The following is a 17,991-nucleotide window of genomic DNA, read 5'->3' as shown; positions in this document are numbered from 1 at the left end:
GGTCGTGTCCGACCGGAGGTTCACCGCACTTGAGCTCGCTTCCTACCGTGGGTCCCCCGGGATTCAGGAGGAAACTCGTGCGCGTGGCCCTGGCCGCTGTGACGGCGGCCGTGCTGCTGGTGGCCGGCGGCGTCATCGCCTGGTCGCTGCGGTCACCGGCCACCGTCGCGCGGATCACGGCGGCCTCCGGCGGCACGGTCACGACCGGCGACGGCGTGTCGGTCCGGTTCGCCGCGGGCGCGCTGACCGCGGACACCGAGGTACGCATCGTGCCGCGTCCCAGCATCGAGGCGCCCGACGGGCTCACCTGGCTGGCCGAGCCGGTCGACATCTCGGTCCGCGCGGGCACCCTGCGCACCTCGGCCACCGTCACCCTGCCGCTGCGCGACCAGCCCCGGGACGGCCTGGTCACCGTCGTGTCCCGCGACGCCAACCGGGTGTGGAGCAGCGAGGGCGGCGAGATCGACCTCGGCGCGGGCACGATCACCACGACCGTCGGGCACCTGTCGATCCTGTCCGCGGGGCGGGCGGCCATCCGGGCACCCGGCCTCACGGGCGGCGGACCGGGGACATACCACGCCCCCGACCCGGATTGCGGCACCACCCGATCGGACCGCTGGACCGTCCGCACCGAGGGCCAGACCGTGAAGACCTGCGTGGCCGCGGGCGCCGCCGACCGGCCGGCCCTGATGCGGGTGGCCAGCAACTCCACCGCCGGGCAGTTCGCCGAGCTGGGCGGCTATCCGCCGCTCACCGTCACCCAGCCCAACCGGGCGAGCGCGGCCGACACCGCGTGGCGCAAGCTGGCCGAGGCCGACCGCAACCACACGTTCCTGCCCGGCCGGGGCGTGCTCGACGTGACGCTGCCCGGCAACTACGGGAGCATCGGCTTCGTGACGCGTACGGGACCCGACGTGGCCGTGGCCGAGTACATTGTCGGCGTCATGAGCTCGGCGTTCGTTCCCGCCGACGTCACGGTCACGGCCGTACGGTGTGCCCTGGCTCTGCCCCCGGACGGCCTGGACGGGCGCGTGGCCGCCTGTGTGAGCGACGCCTTCGACTCCGTGCGCATCCTGCCTGGGGGCGCCGCCGAGAACCAGGCCAGAGCAGACCGGGCCGACGTACGCGGAACCGTCGTCGCGGCGATGCGCGGCCTGCCCGGCGCCGTCGCGTCCCGCAGCGCCGGGAACGGGGAATGGCGGCTGATCGCCGAGCGCAGCGCGGTCATCCCGCACACGGCCCTCAACGAGCCCGGCGGGTCCGTTCCCGCCGCCGTCATCGCCACCCAGGAGCGCCTGTACGCGGCGGCCCGGCGCGACTCGCTGCCGGACGCCCTCCCGTACGGGGGCCTGATCTTCGCGAACGTGGGTCTCACCGGCCCCCGCACCGCCGTCGCCGTCGCCGCGCTCGTGACCACCCCGCCGCTGCGCTGGCCGTGCGACGAGACCGCGCGGGACGGCTACGTCTATGGCCTGGCCGACCCCGGCCTGCTGGACTACCCGGCCCGCCTGGCCGACCTGGGCCTGCCGCCCGAGGACGTCGGCATCGTGCGGCAGACGGCCGGCCGCAGCCAGGACTACCGTCTGTGCATAGCGCTCGACGGCACCTGGACGTCGCTGGTCGCGGCCACCCCGCCCGGCGAGTTCCCGTCGGCCGAAGCCACCGAGCTGGCCGGGCTGGGCACGGTGACCTGCCAGGAGACGGTGGCCAACGGGTTCATCCCGCCCGACTCGATGTGCCGCAGCATCGCCCGGGCCGACCTCGACGGCGATTCCCGTACGGACACCCTGCTGCTGTTCCAGCGCGGTGACCGGTGGACGGCGCGCGCGATCCTGGCCGCCGGGCGCGCCTCCGACGTGCTGCTGCCGTTCGACCGGCCGTCCGTGCTGGAGGGCACCGACCTCGACGGCGAGCCGGGCGAGGAGATCGCCCTGCGGTCGGGCCCGGCCGTCCACCTGCTCTCGCTGACCTCCGACGGACTGGCGCTGATCAACGCCCGGTTCGAGTCGGCGTCGGCGCTGTCCCGCACGGCCGGCATCGGCTGCTCCGATGTCAATCGGGACGGCCGCCCCGAACTGGTCACGGGCAGCGCCGCCTTCGACCGCGACCCGGCTACCGGCGCGATCCTGGCCGCCTCGACCGTCGAGACCCGCTGGACCTGGAACGGCAAGACGCTGGAACGGGCCGAGACGATCCAGCGCCGGCTCACCGGCCCGCAGTCCGCGACCGCGGCCGCCCCGCCCTACCGCGACATCACCTGCGCCTGGCGCTGAGAGCCCGGACTGGCGGCTCGCCTCTACCGTGTGGCGGTGATCGATTCCGCCCATGCCCGGCGTCGCCGCTGGATCGTGCTGGCCTGCTGGTACGCCGTGGCGCTGGTGCCGCCGGTTATCTACTTGCTGGCGGTCCCCGACGACCCCTCGTGCACCGCGGCGAACAACTGCATAACCGGCGTGCCTTCCGGCGCCAGGGTGTTCCCGATAGCCGTGCTGTTCCTGGCGGCCAGCCTGGTGATCGCCGTTCCGCTGTGCGTCTGGCTGACACGGCTGTGGGCGCTACCGGGAACAGCCGCGACGGTCGCCGCGCTGACGGCCTGGTTCGTCACGCCGATGCTGTATTGCGGACTCGTGTCCTTGCGGGCGGGATGACGGCGGCCCGTCATGCCGTGAACTTCGGCCGCGATCAGGCGCTTGTGCCGGGAACCCGCCGGTGGCCGGCCTGCTGCTGGGGGCGGCAGGCCGGGTCCGGTCAGGGCAGCAGAGCGCTGACGGCCGGGTACCAGCGGTCGGCGATCTTGGCGTTGCCGGCGTCGTTGGGGTGCACGCCGTCGTAGGTGTCGGTGGCCGGGACGAAACCGGTCCACTGGTCGACGACCTTGATGGGGGACGCCGCCGTGGAGAGGCCGGCGGCCCAGGCCGGGATGGCCGCGTTGAGGTTGACGACGCGCTGTCCGCAGTCGGCGCAGTTGGACGCGTTCATCGGGATGATCTGGGCGGCCAGGATCTTCATGTTCGGGTTGGACGCGCGCATCTGACCGACCAGCTTCGTATACGCGGCCAGGATCGTCTCGGGCGCGAAGTTGCTCCAGACGTCGTTGGTGCCGAAATGCATGAGCACGACGTCGGGCTTGCTCGCCGCCAGCCAGCCCACCAGCTGGTCCTGGGCGGCGACGGCGGACACCAGCGCGCCGCCGTGGCCCTCGTTCTCGCCGTCGTACGGGAAGCCGCAGCCCTGGCCCGGCAGCGTGCCGACGAAGTCGACCTTGGCGGCGGGCAGCTTCTGCCAGAGCAGGGCGCGCCAGCAGCCGGGGGAGCCGGTGATCGAGTCGCCCAGCGCCATGATCCTGACCGCGGAGCCGGTGGGCGGCGTGGTCGGAGGCGTGGTCGGAGGTGTCGTGGGCGGGGTGGTCGGGGGTGTCGTGGGCGGCGGTGTGGGGATGGTTCCGCCGGTGCAGGCGACGCCGTTGAGGGCGAACGACGACGGCACGGGGTTGCTGGTGGTCCAGGAGCCGTTGAAGCCGAAGCTCGCGGTGCCGTTGGTGGCCAGGGCGCCGTTCCAGGAGGCGTTGCGTACGGTGACCGCGGTTCCCGACTGGGTGGCGGAGCCGTTCCACAGCTGCGTGATCGTCTGGCCGGTCGCGAACGAGAAGGTGAGCGCCCAGGAAGAGACCGGGTCGCCGAGGTTGGTGATGTCGACGGCCGCGCCGAAGCCACCCGGCCACGAACTCGAGACGGTGTAGCGGACCTGGCATCCGGCCGCGGCGTCGAGGGCAGCGCCCGCAATGTCGGCCCGGTCGGCGGCGTTGAAGGCAGTGTCCGCGGCGTCGGCCCGGCTGGCGGCGGTCATGGCCGAGGTGGCGAGGACAGCGGTCGCGGCGGCGACAACGGTCAGCCGTCGGCGGCGTGCGGGGGCGGCAGGGAGCGTTGCGGAAGCCTGCGCGGCGGCTCGAAGTCTGTGCATGGGGGCCTCTCGAGTACGGATTGATAACGGTGGATTTCCGCACTATGACATGGGAGCGCTCCCAATCCAACCTTGACCACACGGCCGTAACGCGCCACCCTGGGAACGCTCCCATTCATCCCCCTCTATGCGAAGGATCCTCTCGTGGCCAGAAGAGGAACAATCGCGGCCGTCCTCGCCGTCGCCACCGCCGGCGCGGGAATCATGGTCGCGACCAGGGCCGATGCGGCCGCTGGGTGCCAGGTGCGCTACTCGACAGCGAGTTCCTGGCCGGGCGGCTTCGGCGCCACCGTGGACGTCACCAACCTGGGCGACCCGGTCAACGGCTGGACGCTCGCGTTCGCGTTCCCCGGTGGACAGACGATCAGTTCGCTGTGGAACGGCTCGGTCACCCAGTCGGGCGCGCAGGTGTCGGTGCGCGACGCCGGTTGGAACGCTTCAATCGCGACCGGCGGCAGCGCGAGCTTCGGCTTCAACGCGACCGGCGACGCCGTGACCCCGGCGTCGTTCACCCTCAACGGCGTCGCCTGCACCGGCTCGACCCAGCCGCCGACCAGCCCGCCGACGACGGCCCCGCCGCCCACCACGACCCCACCCACCACCACACCACCGACCACGACCCCGCCCACGACGCCACCGCCCACCACGGTCGCGCCCGCGGACGGCAAGCAGCGCGAACGACTCGGACGCGGCGTGATCAGCGTGCGCTCGGGCTCGGGCAACCTGGTGAGCTGGCGCTGGCTGGCCACCGACCCGTCCGGCATCAGCTTCAACGTCTACCGCGGCACCACCAAGGTCAACGCTTCACCGATCACGACGTCGACCAACTACCTGGACGCCGGGGCCGCGGCGAACGCGTCCTACACCGTACGGGCTGTGCTGGGTGGGGTTGAGCAGGCGTCGGAAGGGCCCGCCCTCACCTTCGCGAACGGCTATCTCGACGTTCCGATCCAGAACCCCAACAGTTCCCTGTACGCCGCCAACGACGCGAGCACGGGCGACCTCGACGGCGACGGGCAGCTCGACCTGGTGCTCAAGTGGGATCCGCTCAACGCCAAGGACAACTCGCAGTCCGGCGTCACCGACCCGGTCTACGTCGACGCCTACAAGCTCGACGGCACCCGGCTGTGGCGCATCAACCTGGGCCGCAACATCCGGGCCGGGGCGCATTACACCCAGTTCCAGGTGTACGACTACGACGGCGACGGCCGGGCCGAGGTGGCCATGAAGACGGCCGACGCCACCGTCTCCGGCACCGGGCAGGTCATCGGCAGTTCGAGTGCCGACCACCGCAACTCGTCGGGCTACGTGCTGGCCGGCCCCGAATACCTGACAATGTTCGACGGCCGCACCGGCGCCGCCCTGTCCACGGTGAACTACGAACCGCCGCGCGGCACGGTATCGAGCTGGGGTGACTCGTACGGGAACCGGGTCGACCGCTTCCTGGCCGGCACCGCCTACCTCGACGGCAGCCGCCCCAGCCTGATCATGGCTCGCGGCTACTACACGCGCAGCGTCGTCGTGGCCTGGGACTTCCGCAACGGCACGCTGACCCGCCGCTGGACCTTCGACAGCAACAGCTCGACCAACAGCGGCACCGCCGGCCAGGGCAACCACCAGCTCTCGGTGGCCGACGTCGACCGCGACGGCCGGGACGAGATCGTGTACGGCTCGCTCGCCATCGACGACAACGGCGCCAAGCTGTGGAACACCGGTTACGGCCACGGCGACGCCATGCACGTCGGAGACCTCGACCCCTCCCGTACGGGCCTGGAAGTCTTCAAGGTCGACGAGGACGCCAGCAAGCCGTCGTCGTGGTTCGCGGACGCCCGTACGGGCCAGATCCTGTGGAGCACACCGGCGAGCGGCGACAACGGGCGAGGCGTGTCGGCCGACATCTGGTCCGGAAGCCCCGGCGCCGAGTCGTGGTCGTCCGCGGTCGACGGCGTACGGTCCCCGTCCGGTGCGGTCGTCGCCTCACGCAAGCCAAGCTCGGCCAACTTCGTGATCTGGTGGGACGGCGACCCGCAACGGGAGCTGCTCGACCAGACGCGAATCGACAAGTACGGCACGTCGGCGGACACACGCCTGCTCACGGCGTCGGGCGTGCACTCCAACAACGGCACCAAGGCAACCCCGTCGTTGAGCGGCGACCTGCTCGGCGACTGGCGCGAGGAGGTCATCTGGCCGACCTCGGACAACACAGTCCTGCGCATCTACTCAACCCCGATCCAAACCGACCGCCGAGTGCTGACCTTGCTGCACGACATCCAGTACCGCGAGGCCTTGGCCTGGCAAAACACGGCCTACAACCAGCCGCCGCACCCTTCATTCGCGATTTCCTAGGTCACCCATGGTCCGGGGGCCGTCCCTGGGCCGTCGATGCCGGAGAGCCCGCCAAGCAGTGCGTTCACAGCCCGACGCGCTGGCTTCGGGCTCTCCGGCATCAGGTGCGCATGCGTGTGCCGCTGGATGTTCTTCCAGCCATGCGCATGCCCTCGATCGCCTTGGGATCACCCATCAGCTTGTCGCACATTTGTACGTTCTCCTGCGAGAAGCGCGGTACCTGCTCTTCGGACTCCATGCGCGTCGACCGCCCGAAATGCGATGACCGTTCGGCGGTATCAGCCGTCAGCCGGCGGGTCTGGAAACTCACTCAGCCCCGCCGAGTGCCTATCGCTCGCCGACCCGTTGCTCGCGGACCTGGTTCAACAGGGCGGTGTCGGACTCCAGGTCGGGGTGGCCGACCTGCCGATCCAACTCCACAACCTGCTCCAACTCGGCCACCGCCCTGTCAAGCTCACCCTGCTCCTGCAAGATCACGGCGAGGTTGTACCGGGTGACCGCTTCACCGGCCCGGTCGCCGACCTCCCGCACGATCGGCAAGGCTTGGTCGTAGTAGTCCAGTGCCTGCTGTCGGTCACCCAGCCCGTTGTGCACGCCGCCGATGTTGTTCAACGTGGTGGCTTCACCGGCCCGGTTGCCGACCTCGCGCATGATCGGCAGGGCTTGGCCGTAGTAGTCCAGTGCCTGCTGTCGGTCACCCAGCCCGTTGTGCACCATGCCGATGTTGTTCAACGTGGCGGCTTCACCGGCCCGGTTGCCGACCTCCCGCACGATCGGCAGGGCTTGGCCGTAGTAGTCCAGTGCCCGCTGCCGGTCGCCCAGACTGTCGTGCACGCTGCCGATGTTGTTCAACGTGGCGGCTTCACCGGCCCGGGCGCCGACCTCCCGCCGAATCGGCAGGGCCTGGCCGTAGTAGTCCAGTGCCCGCTGCCAGTCACCCAGACTGTCGTGCACCATGCCGATGTTGTTCAACGTGGTGGCTTCACCGGCCCGGTTGCCGACCTCGCGCATGATCGGCAGGGCCTGACCGTAGTAGTCCAGCGCCCGCTGCCAGTCACCCAGACTGTCGTGCACCATGCCGATGTTGTTCAACGTGGCCGCTTCACCGGCCCGGTCGCCGACCTCCCGCATGATCGGCAGGGCCTGACCGTAGTAGTCCAGCGCCCGCTGCCAGTCGCCCAGCCCGTTGTGCACGCTGCCGATGTTGCTCAGCGTGGCTGCTTCGTTCCCGCGGTCGTGGCTGTCGCGGTACAGACTCAGCGCCCGGTCATAGGCGGCCAGTGCCTCCCTCGGAAAACCGGTAGCAAGTTTTGCCCATCCCAGGTCGTGGAGAGCGCCGGCGTCCTCGCCCAGGGACAGGGTGAGTTCCGCCAGCCGGACCACATCAGCGAAACGTGAGCGGACCAGCCACACCCGGGCAACCCCGCCGCCCACCCCGCGCGCGATTGCAGCCTTCCCGCCGGCCACCGCCAGCCGATGCACCTCCACCCACCGCACCACCGACGTCATGACCCAGACCCGCCGGCTGCCTGTTGCTCGCGGACCTGCTTCAGCAGGGCGCTGCTGGACTCCAGGTCGGGATGGCCGACGTTCTGGTCCAACTCCACAACCTGTTCCAACTCGGCCACCGCCCTGGCCAGCTCACCCCGCTCCTGGAAAATTACGGCGAAGTTGTACCGCGTGACTGCTTCGCCAGCCTGGTCGCCGACCTCCTGCAGGATCGGCAAGGCTTGATCGAAGAAGTCCAGTGCCCGTTGCCGGTCACCCAGCTTGTTGTGCACGCTGCCGATGTTGTTCAACGTGGCCGCTTCGCCGGCCCGGTCGCCGACCTCCCGCATGGTCGGCAGGGCCTGGCCGTAGTAGTCCAGTGCCCGTTGCCAGTCACCCATACTGTTATGGACGCTGCCGATGTTGTTCAACGTGGCCGCTTCGCCGGCCCGGTTGCCGACCTCCCGCATGATTGGTAGGGCCTGGCTGTAATAGTCCAGTGCCCGTTGCCCCTTACCCAACCCGTTGTGCACCATGCCGATGTTGTTCAACGTGGTGGCTTCGCCGGCCCGGTCGCCGACCTCCTGCCGGATCGTCAGGGCCTGGCTGTAGTAGTCCAGTGCCCGCTGCCGGTTGCCCCGCTTGTTATGCACGCTGCCGATGTTGTTCAACGTGGTGGCTTCGCCGGCCCGGTCGCCGACCTCCCGCCGGATCGTCAGGGCCTGGCTGTAGTAGTCCAGTGCCCGCTGCCGGTTGCCCCGCTTGTTATGCACGCTGCCGATGTTGTTCAACGTGGTGGCTTCGCCGGCCCGGTTGCCGACCTCCCGCATGATTGGCAGAGCCTGGCCGTAATAGTCCAGTGCCCGTTGCCGGTCACCCAGCTTGTCGTGCACACCGCCGATGTTGTTCAACGTGGCCGCTTCGCCGGCCCGGTTGCCGACCTCGCGAACGATCGGCAGGCCTTGGTTGTAGTAGTCCAGTGCCCGTTGCCGGTCACCCAGCCCGTTGTGCACCAGGCCGATGCTGCTCAGCGTGGCCGCTTCGTTCCCGCGGTCGTGGCCGTCGCGATACAGACGCAGCGCCCGGTCATAGGCGGCCAGTGCTTCCCTCGGAAAGCCGGTAGCACGTTTCGCCCACCCCAACTGATAGAGAGCACCGGGGTCCTCGCCCAGGGTCAGGGTCAGTTCCGCCAGCCGGACCACATCAGCGAACCGCGAGCGGGACAACCACACCCGAGCAACCCTGCCGCCCACCTCGCGGGCGATTTCCGCCTTGCCACCGTCCACCGCCAGCCGATGCACCTCCACCCACCGCACCACCGACGTCATGGCTGTCCGTCGGTTTCTGCGGCCGGCTTCTCCAGAACCCAGATCCGGTAGAGGGACTCGGCGGCGGCAGCGCACGCTTCGCGGTATTCGTCATCGGTGATGAGCGGGCGGATCAGAGGACGCAGGACGTTGGAGACGAAGTAGCGTGGCTCGCCGGTCTCCGGGTCGGTGCCTTCCTCGAGCAGCCCGAGTTCGGCCGCTCGCCTGATGTGGCCGGCCGCCTCGGGGTGGTTGTGGACGGCGTGCACGGTTGCGGCGGGAACGGGGAGTTCCACTGGGTTGAGTTTGGCCAGCATTTTCTGCAGGTCGGCCGGTTGGGTGTCGAGCAACTTCTGGGCGAAAATGTCTTCCCGCAGGAACCGGTCGGCTTCACTCTCGATGGCCGCGATCAGATTGCCGACGTCGAGCCGATCATCGGCGATGATCCTGTCGAGCCAGTCGAGCAGCCGCGGGTTGCCGCTGGCGGCGCGGATGGCTCGATCCTTGATGTCGGCCGGGACAGAAGACTGCGGACGCAGGTTGAGCAGGTTCGCTACCTTTTTGGTCTGCTCGACATCGGTCAGCGTTTCGAGGGCTTCGACGCGCAGCGTTGCTCCGTACGGTGCCGGAAAGCGGTAGCGGCTCGTGATGATGACCCGGCTCCGGCTGTTGGTTTCGTCGATGGCTCTGAGCAGCGCGGGCAGGATCTGCGCCATCTCCGGCGCGAGCACATAGCCTCCGTCGCGTTCCTCGAGATTTCCGTCCTCGAAGTCGTCGAACACGAACAGGCAAGGAATCTGGCCGAGCGGCCCGTCGAACAGATGACGAAGCCGCACGAACAGATCAACCTCATCTCGGGCCAGCGTCGCAGCCGCCTCCTCCTGCTGATCGAGAGTGTTGAAGGCCACTACCGACGTCAGTTCCCGGAACTTGGTGAGATCGACCCGGCCGAACCAGACCACGCGCTGGTGAGTCGGCATCCGCTCCAACAGCCGCGATGCCAGCGTGCTCTTGCCCAACCCGCCCATGCCCTGAAGGACCAGCGCCTGAGCCGCGCCCGGCAGCCCGAACGGTTGTTTGAGCGTGCGCAGGCATCGCTGAATCACCCGCCGCCGGCCCACGAAGCCGGCCCGGGAAGCAACTCGGGAGATCCGTGTCTGCGGGTCCAGGAACTCGGCGGCTGCCTGACGAACCCGCACCCGCTGGCGGCCGGCAGCATTGAGCGGCGTCACCACCGGCGTCAGTGGGGACCCATCGGCGTACACGCGCAGCAGATGCCAGCTGCGGCTCTGAGCGGCGTAGAGCCGCTGGCGGGCCGCCACCACCGACCGGCCGAGCGGCTGCCCGGCAGCCAGCGCGTGGTAAAGGTGCGTGGCGAACGCCGTGGCCGACACGTCGCCCACCGGCAACGCCCAGCCCAGCACCATCGGGGCGCCCGCCTGCACCAGGCTCTCACTCATCGACGGGATCGTTCCGGCGCCCGGCGAGCCGCCGGTCAGACATCCGGAAACGAACACCACCCGCGGCCACTGACCGACCATCGCACGGGCGATGTCGTCAACCGATGCCAGCACGAGGCCGCCAAGTTCGTTCTCCACCAGGAACTTCGGCTGCCCCGCGTCGATCATGGCGTGTCCGCTCAAGTGGAGAACGTCGAAGTACCCCGCACCGTACGACTCCGCGGTGAACCTCAGCCCTTCCAGCGTTCCGCTTTCCTCGACAACCAACTCCGTGCCCGAGTTGGCCGTCGCCGCCAGAATGCCGGCCTCCTCGCCTTCGTAATGCAGCACCGGTTCCACGCCCTCGGGCGAGGTGGCCATGAACAACACCCGCAGCGGACGGTTGTGGGGTGCGACCTCGCCGGCCGCGGCAGCGGATCCGCTGGAAGCACGCATCGGCAGCAGCGGCGTCCGCTCATTCACCGCCAGGTAGGAACCGTTGCGGGCGATCAGTTCCCACGGAAGATGCCGCAACCGTTCCTGCGCCGAAATCCGCAACGCAACGCCCCGCGGGTGCGCCGACACCTGGTCCAGCCAACGCTCGTCACCGTCGAGAAAGTCGTACAGCTTCTCGCCAAGATCCCGCAGGTCCGTCGAACCGAACACCCGGTGGGCTACGGAGTCCTCGCCGTAGGCGCGGTCCACGAGAGCAACCAAATCGTCGACCGTATCCTGGTCCAAACCGCGAATCTTGGGCGTCTCGCCGCTACGAGAAAATCGAAGCTCGGTGTAGTCAGAGGTCCGCGCGAAGATCTCCAGCCTGAACTCTTCCACCGGAACTCCTCTGTCTCTTCTCGGAGCTCGGCCACCCCAGCTGTGACTCTCCCCGCACCGTGCTGCATGAGCCACCATCCGACACCAACTTCTGACGGACAGCGCCTGACAGTCAACAGCCGCTCTAGGGTTTGACCATGATTCTGCGACACGTGACGGTCGACAGTTCCGAGCCGTACGAGCTGGCCCGCTTCTGGAGCGCGGTGACCGGCTGGCCGCTCGGCGACGACGACAACCCCGGCGACGACGAGGTCCTGATCGAGGCCCCCGGGTCCGTGCCCGGCCTGCTGTTCATTCGGGTGCCCGAGGCCAAGACCGTGAAGAACCGCGTGCACCTCGACTGGGTGCCCGACGAACGCACCCGCGACGAGGAGGTCGACCGCCTGACCTCCCTGGGGGCCAAGCTCTTCGAGGACCACCGCACCCCCGACGGCCTCGGCTGGGTGACCATGCAGGACCCCGAGGGCAACGAGTTCTGCGTCGAGCGAAGCACCATCGAGCGCGGACTTTAAACGCGGAGCGACTCGGCGCCCAGGTTGCGGATCGAGGCGTCCAGCACCTGGGCCGTGTGCGCCATCGCCAATTCGGCCCCTTGGCGGCGCAAGGAGGCGGCCACTTGCATCATGCAACCCGGGTTGGCCGTGACCAGCAGTTCGGCGCCGGTGGCCAGGATGGTGGCGGCCTTGCGGTCGCCCAGTTCGGCCGCGGGCACCGGGTTCAGGATGTTCCAGATTCCGGCCGAACCGCAGCACAGCTCGGGGTCGGCGATTTCGCGCAATTGCAGTTCCGGGATTCCGCGTAGCAGGGCGCGGGGCTGGGTGCGGATTCCCTGGGCGTGGCCCAGATGGCAGGCGTCGTGATAGGCGACCGTCAACGGCAGCGGGTGTCGTGGCGCCACCGGGCCCATTTCGTCCAGCAGTTCCGCCAGGTCGCGGACCTTGGCCGAGAAGGCCGCCGCCCGGGAGGCGTAAGCCGGGTCGTCGGCCAGCAGTTCTCCGTATTCTTTCAAGGAGGAGCCGCAGCCGGCCGCGTTGACGACGAAGTAGTCCATGTCGACCGAGGCGAAAGTGTCGATCAGGCGGCGGGCGAAATTCTCGGCCTCGTCGCGACGGCCATTGTGGACGCTCAACGCGCCGCAGCAACCCTGGCCGGGCGGAATGACCACGTCGCAGCCTTCGGCGGCCAGAATGCGTACGGTGGCCGAATTGACCTCGGGGAAGAAAGCGCCCTGCACGCAGCCGGTCAGCATGCCGACGGTGGCCCGGCGGGGGCCGCGGGCGGTCACCCGGCGCGGCGGGGAAGGGACCTTGCGCAGCTGGGGCGCGAGCGACTCCAGCGTGGCCAGCGTGGGGCCGAGACGGTCGAGCAGGCCGCTGCGTTTCATCAGTTTTTGCAAGCCCGTGCTCTGGTACGCCCGCAGGGGTCCGCGCAGCAGTCGCAAGCGGCGCGGATAGGGGAAGAGCGCGAAAATCGCCTTGCGCAAAAGGGAATCGGCCGGGCCGCGGGAAAAGCGCCGCTCGACCTGGGCCCGCGTGTCCTCGATGAGCCGGTCGTATTGGACGCCGGACGGGCAGGCCGTCACGCACGACATGCAGCCCAGGCATTTGTCGAAATGCGACACCATCGACTCGCTGAGCGGTTCGCCGTTCAATCCCTCGTTCATCAGATAGATGCGTCCGCGCGGGGAATCGGCCTCAGCACCCCACAACACGTACGTCGGGCAGGTGGTCAGGCAGAAACCGCAGTGCACGCAATCGGCGATCTGATCGGCCCGCGGCGGGTGGTGTTCGTCGAAAGCGCCGGAAGCCAGCGGCCCGAGCACATCGCGGGGCGGCTCCCCGGTTCCCCAAGTGGCGTCGACCATCAGATGCCTCCCACGAATCGGCCCGGCGCGAACCGGTGCCCGGGATCGAACTGGTCCTTGATCCGCCGCATCAGGGCCAGCCCCGGCACGGGTCCCCACATGTCCAGAATGTCGCGTACGTCGGCCGGCGCGGTCAGCACGACGGCATGCCCGCCGCACCGCACGCACAGCGCCCGCAGCCGTTCCACCTCGGTGATGTCCCGCGCCGCGGCATAGAGCACGCCGGTGCCCGCCGACCCGCGCACGGCCGGCCCGGTGTCGATCAGCGACGAGACCTTCGACAGCGGCACCGACAGCTTCATTCCGATGCCGTCCGCGGGCCACGGCGGCCGGCCCCACCATCCCGGCGCCTCCTCGGTGATCTCCCCGGCGAGCAGTTTCCCGATCAGAGCAGCCCTTTCCCGTACGCCCTCCTGGGTGCCCTCGAGCAGCACGGCGAGCTCACCGGTGGCCGAGTCGACCTCGATCGCCGCCGGCGCCACCCGGGCGGCCAGGATCGCGGGGACCGCCTGGACCGGCGCGGTCGACCGCACGTACGCGTGCGCCGGCGGCCGTGGATGCAGCCGGAACACGCACTCGGTGATCAGCCCCAGCGTCCCGTACGACCCGGTGTAGAGCTTGCCCAGGTCGTAGCCGGCCACATTCTTGACCACCTTGCCGCCCGCCCGGGTGATCGTGCCGTCGGGCCGCACCACGGTGATGCCGATCAGCAGGTCACGCGCGGTGCCGTAGTGCAGGCGCCGCGGGCCGCTCGTGCCGGCCGCCACCGTGCCGCCGACCGTGGCCCCGGGCGGATGATCGAGCGCGAGTTGCTGATCGCCGAGCGACAGGTCACCGAGCGGCGTGCCCGCCTTGAGCACGGTGATCAGGTCGCCCGCGGCGTGCTCGACCAGGCCGGCCAGCCGCCCGGTGTCGATGATCAGGTCGAGTTCGCGCGGGGGTGGACCCCAGTGCAGCTTGGTGCCGCCGCCCCGCACCACCACGGCCAGGCCCTGGGCCGCGGCGACCACGGCGGCCGCTTCCCGGGTCGACGACGGCGCGGCGACCAGGCGGGCCGGCACCCCGCCGACGTGATCGTCATCGGTCGCGGGCCGGGTCAGCTCGTCGAGGCCGCCCATCAGAACACCTCGACGTCCGGGAAGCGCTCGCGAAGATCGGAGCCGGGTTTCTCGCCGCACAACCGGGGCGTCGGGAAGATCTTGCCCGGGTTGGAGAGCATCCGCGGATCGAAGGCGCACCGGACGAGCTGCATCGTGTCGAGGTCGTCGGGGCCGAACATCCGCGGCATGTATTTCGCCTTGTCCATGCCCACCCCGTGCTCTCCGGTGATCGACCCGCCGTACTCGATGCAGAGGTCGATGATCGCCCCGGACACCGTCTCGGCCCGCTCGGCCTCGCCGTCGACGCCGGCGTCGAACAGCACGAGCGGGTGCAGGTTGCCGTCCCCGGCGTGAAAGACATTGGCCACCCGTACGCCGTGCGACGCGGCCACCTCCGAGATGCGGCGGAGCACCTCGGGCAGCGCGGTCCGCGGGATCACGCCGTCCTGCACGATGTAGTCGGGGCTGATCCGCCCGACGGCCGCGAACGCCGACTTGCGGCCCTTCCAGAACAGCGCCCGCTCGAGATCGTCGGCCGCGATCCGGATCTCGAACGCGCCGTTCGCCTCGCACAGCTTGGTGACCTGCTCGAACTGCGCCTCGACCTCGGCCGACGGCCCGTCCAGCTCGACGATCAGCACGGCTGCCGCGCCGGGCGGATAGCCGCAGGCGACGGCGGCCTCGGCGGCCTCGATGGCCAGCGCGTCCATCATCTCGATGGCGGCCGGCACCACGCCCGCCCCGATGATCGCCGACGTGGCCGCCCCGGCCTGGTCGATGCCCGGGAAGGCGGCGAGCAGCGTGCGCACCGACTCGGGCAGGCGGGTCAGCTTCACGGTGACCTCGGTCGCGATCCCCAGGGTGCCTTCCGACCCGACGAACGCGCCCATCAGGTCGTACCCCGGCGGATCCAGGGCTCGCCCGCCCAGCCGCACCAGGTCGCCGTCGGGCGCGACGATCTGCAGCCCGGTCACGTGGTTGGTGGTGAAGCCGTACTTGAGGCAGTGGGCGCCGCCCGAGTTCTCGGCCACGTTGCCGCCGATCGAGCAGATCTGCTGGCTGGACGGGTCGGGCGCGTAGTAGTAGCCGTGCGGGGTGGCCGCCTTGGTGACCTGCAGGTTGATCACGCCGGGCTGGACGACGGCCCGCTCGTCCTCGGGCGCGACCTCGAGGATCCGGCGCATCTGCGCGGTCACGATCAGTACGCCCTCGGCGTGGGGGAGCGCGCCGCCGGACAGGCCCGTGCCCGAGCCGCGGGCGACGAACGGCACCCCGGCCGCCACGCAGGCCCGGACCACGGCGGCGACCTGGGCGGCGGTGTGCGGCAGCGTGACCACGGCCGGGATGACTTTGTAGTGGGCGAGGCCGTCACACTCGTACGTCCGCAGCTCCTGCCGGTCGGTGATGACCTGCTCGGGGCCCAGCTCGGACCGCAGTCGTCTCGCCAGGGCGTCGATGTCTGCCATGAGGCCTCCCTCCCCGACAACCTAACCCGAGTGCTCACTGAGCGCGATCCTGTCGTTCGATCCCCGTAGTAGTTCCGGCACCGCCCTCGGCCCGGCTCGCGGGTCTGGGATTATGGCCCGATGTTCGCTCGCGCTGTGGTGATCGGGACCTGTGCCCTCCTGCTGGTGGCCGGCTGCTCCGGCGACGACGACCCGGCCCCCGAGCCGACCCTGCTCACCGTGACGACCATGCGCGGCGCGCTGCTGCAGGCGACCGAGATCGGCCCGACGTGGGCCGCGCCGCAGCAGAGCGCCGACCCCAACCAGCTGGTGAGCATCTGCGGCGGCACCACCAAGGCCCCGAGCGTGCCGCCCGGCGGCGAGGTCGTGACCGCGTCCTTCGTGGACGAGGGGCAGAAGGGCGCCCAGACGCTCGACCAGACCGCGCTGGTCTACGCCGACGAGTCGCTGGCCACGGCGGCTCAGACGGCGCTGCGGGCGGTAGCCGACGGCTGCCCGGCCGACGTGTCCGTGCCGGCCACCGTCAACGACGAGAAGTCGGAGCCGGCGTACACCGAAACTGTTTCGATCAAGACGCTCGACGAGTCCGGCTGGAAGGGTTTCGTGGTGGTCCGGCACAAGAAGTACGATCCGGCCCACCCGGGCGCGGCCGACACCGCCGTAGCCGTGCTGAACAGCCGCAACGTCGTTCTCGTGGACACGTACGCGATCTATCGGCTGAACACCTCGAGCCCGTCGCCGAACTTCGACGCCGACTGGCAGAGGCTGGTCGGCAGCGTCGTCCAGCGCGTCTCGTGACCCGTACGGGATAGACACGAAGGCCCTGTGTCGTCTAATGTTCCGAGTGCGCCGTTGCGAGTTCTTCCCCCGTGGAATTCGCAGCGGCGTCTTAATTTTGGAACCGCCTTTTCGGCTCAGCCAGTGCGCACCGGCAGCGTGTCGAAGCCCCGGATGGTCAGGCTGTCGCGCCGCCTCGCGCCCTCCGCCCGCTCAATTGCCGGCCGCCGCTCGAACAGCCGCGGGAAGGCGATCTCGGCCTCCAGCCGGGCCATCGGCGCGCCCAGGCAGTAATGCATGCCCCCGCCGAACGACAGCGACGTGTTGTCACCCCGCCGCAGGTCGAGCCGGTCGGGATCGGGGAAGCGCCGCGCGTCCCGATTGGCCGAGCCGGTGTAGGCCACGATCCGGTCACCGGGCTCGAACCGCACCCCGGCCACCGTGGTCGGCTCCAGGGCCGTCCGGTCGATGTTCTGCACCGGCGAGTCGTAGCGCAGCAACTCCTGCACCGCCGACGACGGATCGGCGACCAGGTCGGGCCGCTGTTCCGGATGCTCCAGCAGCGCCACCAGCCCGTTGGAGAGCAGATTGGTGGTGGTCTCGAAGCCGGCCGCGAACAGCAGCCCGGCCATCGTCAGCAGTTCGTCCTCGGTGAGCCGGTCGCCCGCCTCCTCGTGGCCGACCAGGGCGCTCATCAGGTCTTCGCGCGGACGGCGGCGTCGCTCGGCGGCCAGAGAAGCCAGATATTCCCGTACGGCCTTGGCCGCCGGATTGGCTTTTGAAAGCACCTCGGGGGTGATGTCGTCGAGCACCGCCGACCAGTCCTGCACCAGATGCTGGAACTGGGCCCGGTCGGCCGGCGGGACGCCCAGCAGCTCGCTGATCACGTTGCAGGGCAGCGGGAACGCGAACGCTGCGACGAAGTCGGTCTCCGCCTCCATCGCGTCGATCAGATCGTCGACCATCCGCTCCGTGGCCGGTCGCAGCGCCTGCACCCGCCGGGCGGTGAAGCTCGAGCTGACCAGCCGGCGCAGCCGGGTGTGATCGGGCGGGTTGATGCCGAGCAGGCTCGTGAAGTATCCGTACAGCGCCGGGTGGTCGGCCCAGTCGGCCAGCCCGGCGTGGGCCAGCAGTTCGACCGGCATCTTGCCGAGCTTGTGATCGCGGGCGACGGCCGCGCACTCGGCGAACCGGGTCACGATCAGGGTGCCGTCGCCGGCGCGGACGAACGCGCCGATCTCTCGCAGTCGCGTGTAGTGGCCGTACGGATCCGCGCGCCCCACCGAAGTGGTGAGCTCTTCCAGGAGTGTCGAAACTTCGCGACTTTCCACAATGTCCGCCACAACTTGACCATACAAGCTGGGGCTTGAGCGCAGCAGTGTCGTGTTCTAGGCTGCTCGTGGTTTCATC

General features: G+C 69.7%; 14 protein-coding genes. 5 read left to right on the top strand and 9 right to left on the bottom strand.

Translation table 11 applies throughout. The features are described from left to right. Positions 1-83 precede the first annotated feature (83 nt). Positions 84-2,273: a hypothetical protein gene (locus tag ACZ3I4_RS30485; RefSeq protein WP_465385478.1), complete on the top strand. Its 2,190-nt coding sequence runs from the start codon at positions 84-86 to the stop codon at positions 2,271-2,273. Between the two features lie 36 nt (positions 2,274-2,309). After that, on the top strand, positions 2,310-2,648 hold the full coding sequence (locus tag ACZ3I4_RS30480) for a hypothetical protein (protein ID WP_465385477.1): 339 nt from the start codon (positions 2,310-2,312) through the stop codon (positions 2,646-2,648). 100 nt (positions 2,649-2,748) lie between these two features. Here ACZ3I4_RS30480 and ACZ3I4_RS30475 read toward each other — a convergent pair whose 3' ends face one another. Further along, positions 2,749-3,960, bottom strand: a complete 1,212-nt coding sequence (locus ACZ3I4_RS30475; protein ID WP_465385476.1) for a cellulose binding domain-containing protein — start codon at positions 3,958-3,960, stop codon at positions 2,749-2,751. A gap of 204 nt (positions 3,961-4,164) precedes the next feature. Here ACZ3I4_RS30475 and ACZ3I4_RS30470 point away from each other — a divergent pair, with 204 nt between their 5' ends. Next, positions 4,165-6,306, top strand: a complete 2,142-nt coding sequence (locus tag ACZ3I4_RS30470; protein WP_465385636.1) for a rhamnogalacturonan lyase family protein — start codon at positions 4,165-4,167, stop codon at positions 6,304-6,306. Positions 6,307-6,406: 100 nt separating this feature from the next. Here the strand turns inward: ACZ3I4_RS30470 and ACZ3I4_RS30465 are convergent, their stop codons facing one another. From ACZ3I4_RS30465 to ACZ3I4_RS30450, 4 genes are read right to left on the bottom strand one after another with little or no spacing between them, the layout of a single operon-like run. Next, positions 6,407-6,616, bottom strand: coding sequence for a hypothetical protein (locus tag ACZ3I4_RS30465; protein WP_465385475.1), 210 nt, complete (start codon positions 6,614-6,616; stop codon positions 6,407-6,409). A 17-nt stretch (positions 6,617-6,633) separates the two neighbouring features. Beyond that, positions 6,634-7,815 carry a tetratricopeptide repeat protein gene (locus ACZ3I4_RS30460; protein ID WP_465385474.1) on the bottom strand — a complete coding sequence of 394 codons (1,182 nt, stop codon included), beginning with the start codon at positions 7,813-7,815 and terminating at the stop codon, positions 6,634-6,636. After that, positions 7,812-9,122, bottom strand: coding sequence for a tetratricopeptide repeat protein (locus ACZ3I4_RS30455; protein WP_465385473.1), 1,311 nt, complete (start codon positions 9,120-9,122; stop codon positions 7,812-7,814). The genes ACZ3I4_RS30460 and ACZ3I4_RS30455 overlap by 4 nt, the downstream gene beginning before the upstream one ends. Continuing rightward, on the bottom strand, positions 9,119-11,374 hold the full coding sequence (locus tag ACZ3I4_RS30450) for a CHAT domain-containing protein (RefSeq protein WP_465385472.1): 2,256 nt from the start codon (positions 11,372-11,374) through the stop codon (positions 9,119-9,121). Before ACZ3I4_RS30450 ends, ACZ3I4_RS30455 begins: the two co-directional genes overlap by 4 nt. 137 nt (positions 11,375-11,511) lie before the next feature. On the opposite strand from ACZ3I4_RS30450, the gene ACZ3I4_RS30445 reads away from it, so the two are divergent. Beyond that, positions 11,512-11,886: a VOC family protein gene (locus ACZ3I4_RS30445; RefSeq protein WP_465385471.1), complete on the top strand. Its 375-nt coding sequence runs from the start codon at positions 11,512-11,514 to the stop codon at positions 11,884-11,886. Here ACZ3I4_RS30445 and ACZ3I4_RS30440 read toward each other — a convergent pair. From ACZ3I4_RS30440 to ACZ3I4_RS30430, 3 genes are read right to left on the bottom strand one after another with little or no spacing between them, the layout of a single operon-like run. Beyond that, complete coding sequence (locus ACZ3I4_RS30440) at positions 11,883-13,238, bottom strand: (Fe-S)-binding protein (RefSeq protein ID WP_465385470.1); 1,356 nt, start codon at positions 13,236-13,238, stop codon at positions 11,883-11,885. The genes ACZ3I4_RS30445 and ACZ3I4_RS30440 overlap by 4 nt on opposite strands. Beyond that, positions 13,238-14,356 (bottom strand): FAD-binding oxidoreductase, encoded by a 1,119-nt coding sequence (locus ACZ3I4_RS30435; RefSeq protein WP_465385469.1) that lies wholly within the window; start codon positions 14,354-14,356, stop codon positions 13,238-13,240. Before ACZ3I4_RS30435 ends, ACZ3I4_RS30440 begins: the two co-directional genes overlap by 1 nt. Further along, the gene (locus ACZ3I4_RS30430; protein WP_465385468.1) at positions 14,356-15,804 is read right to left on the bottom strand and encodes an FAD-linked oxidase C-terminal domain-containing protein; all 1,449 of its coding nucleotides are present in this window, start codon (positions 15,802-15,804) and stop codon (positions 14,356-14,358) included. The genes ACZ3I4_RS30435 and ACZ3I4_RS30430 overlap by 1 nt, the downstream gene beginning before the upstream one ends. A 120-nt stretch (positions 15,805-15,924) precedes the next feature. On the opposite strand from ACZ3I4_RS30430, the gene ACZ3I4_RS30425 reads away from it, so the two are divergent. After that, the gene (locus tag ACZ3I4_RS30425; protein ID WP_465385467.1) at positions 15,925-16,602 is read left to right on the top strand and encodes a hypothetical protein; all 678 of its coding nucleotides are present in this window, start codon (positions 15,925-15,927) and stop codon (positions 16,600-16,602) included. 116 nt (positions 16,603-16,718) lie between these two features. Here the strand turns inward: ACZ3I4_RS30425 and ACZ3I4_RS30420 are convergent, their stop codons facing one another. After that, positions 16,719-17,924 carry a cytochrome P450 gene (locus ACZ3I4_RS30420; protein WP_465385466.1) on the bottom strand — a complete coding sequence of 402 codons (1,206 nt, stop codon included), beginning with the start codon at positions 17,922-17,924 and terminating at the stop codon, positions 16,719-16,721. Between the last annotated feature and the right edge of the window lie 67 nt (positions 17,925-17,991).

The sequence above is a fragment of the Actinoplanes sp. NPDC021490 genome (genome assembly GCF_055562135.1).
Note: the sequence above shows the minus strand (reverse complement) of the source record. Positions and strands in the feature narration are given on the sequence as shown.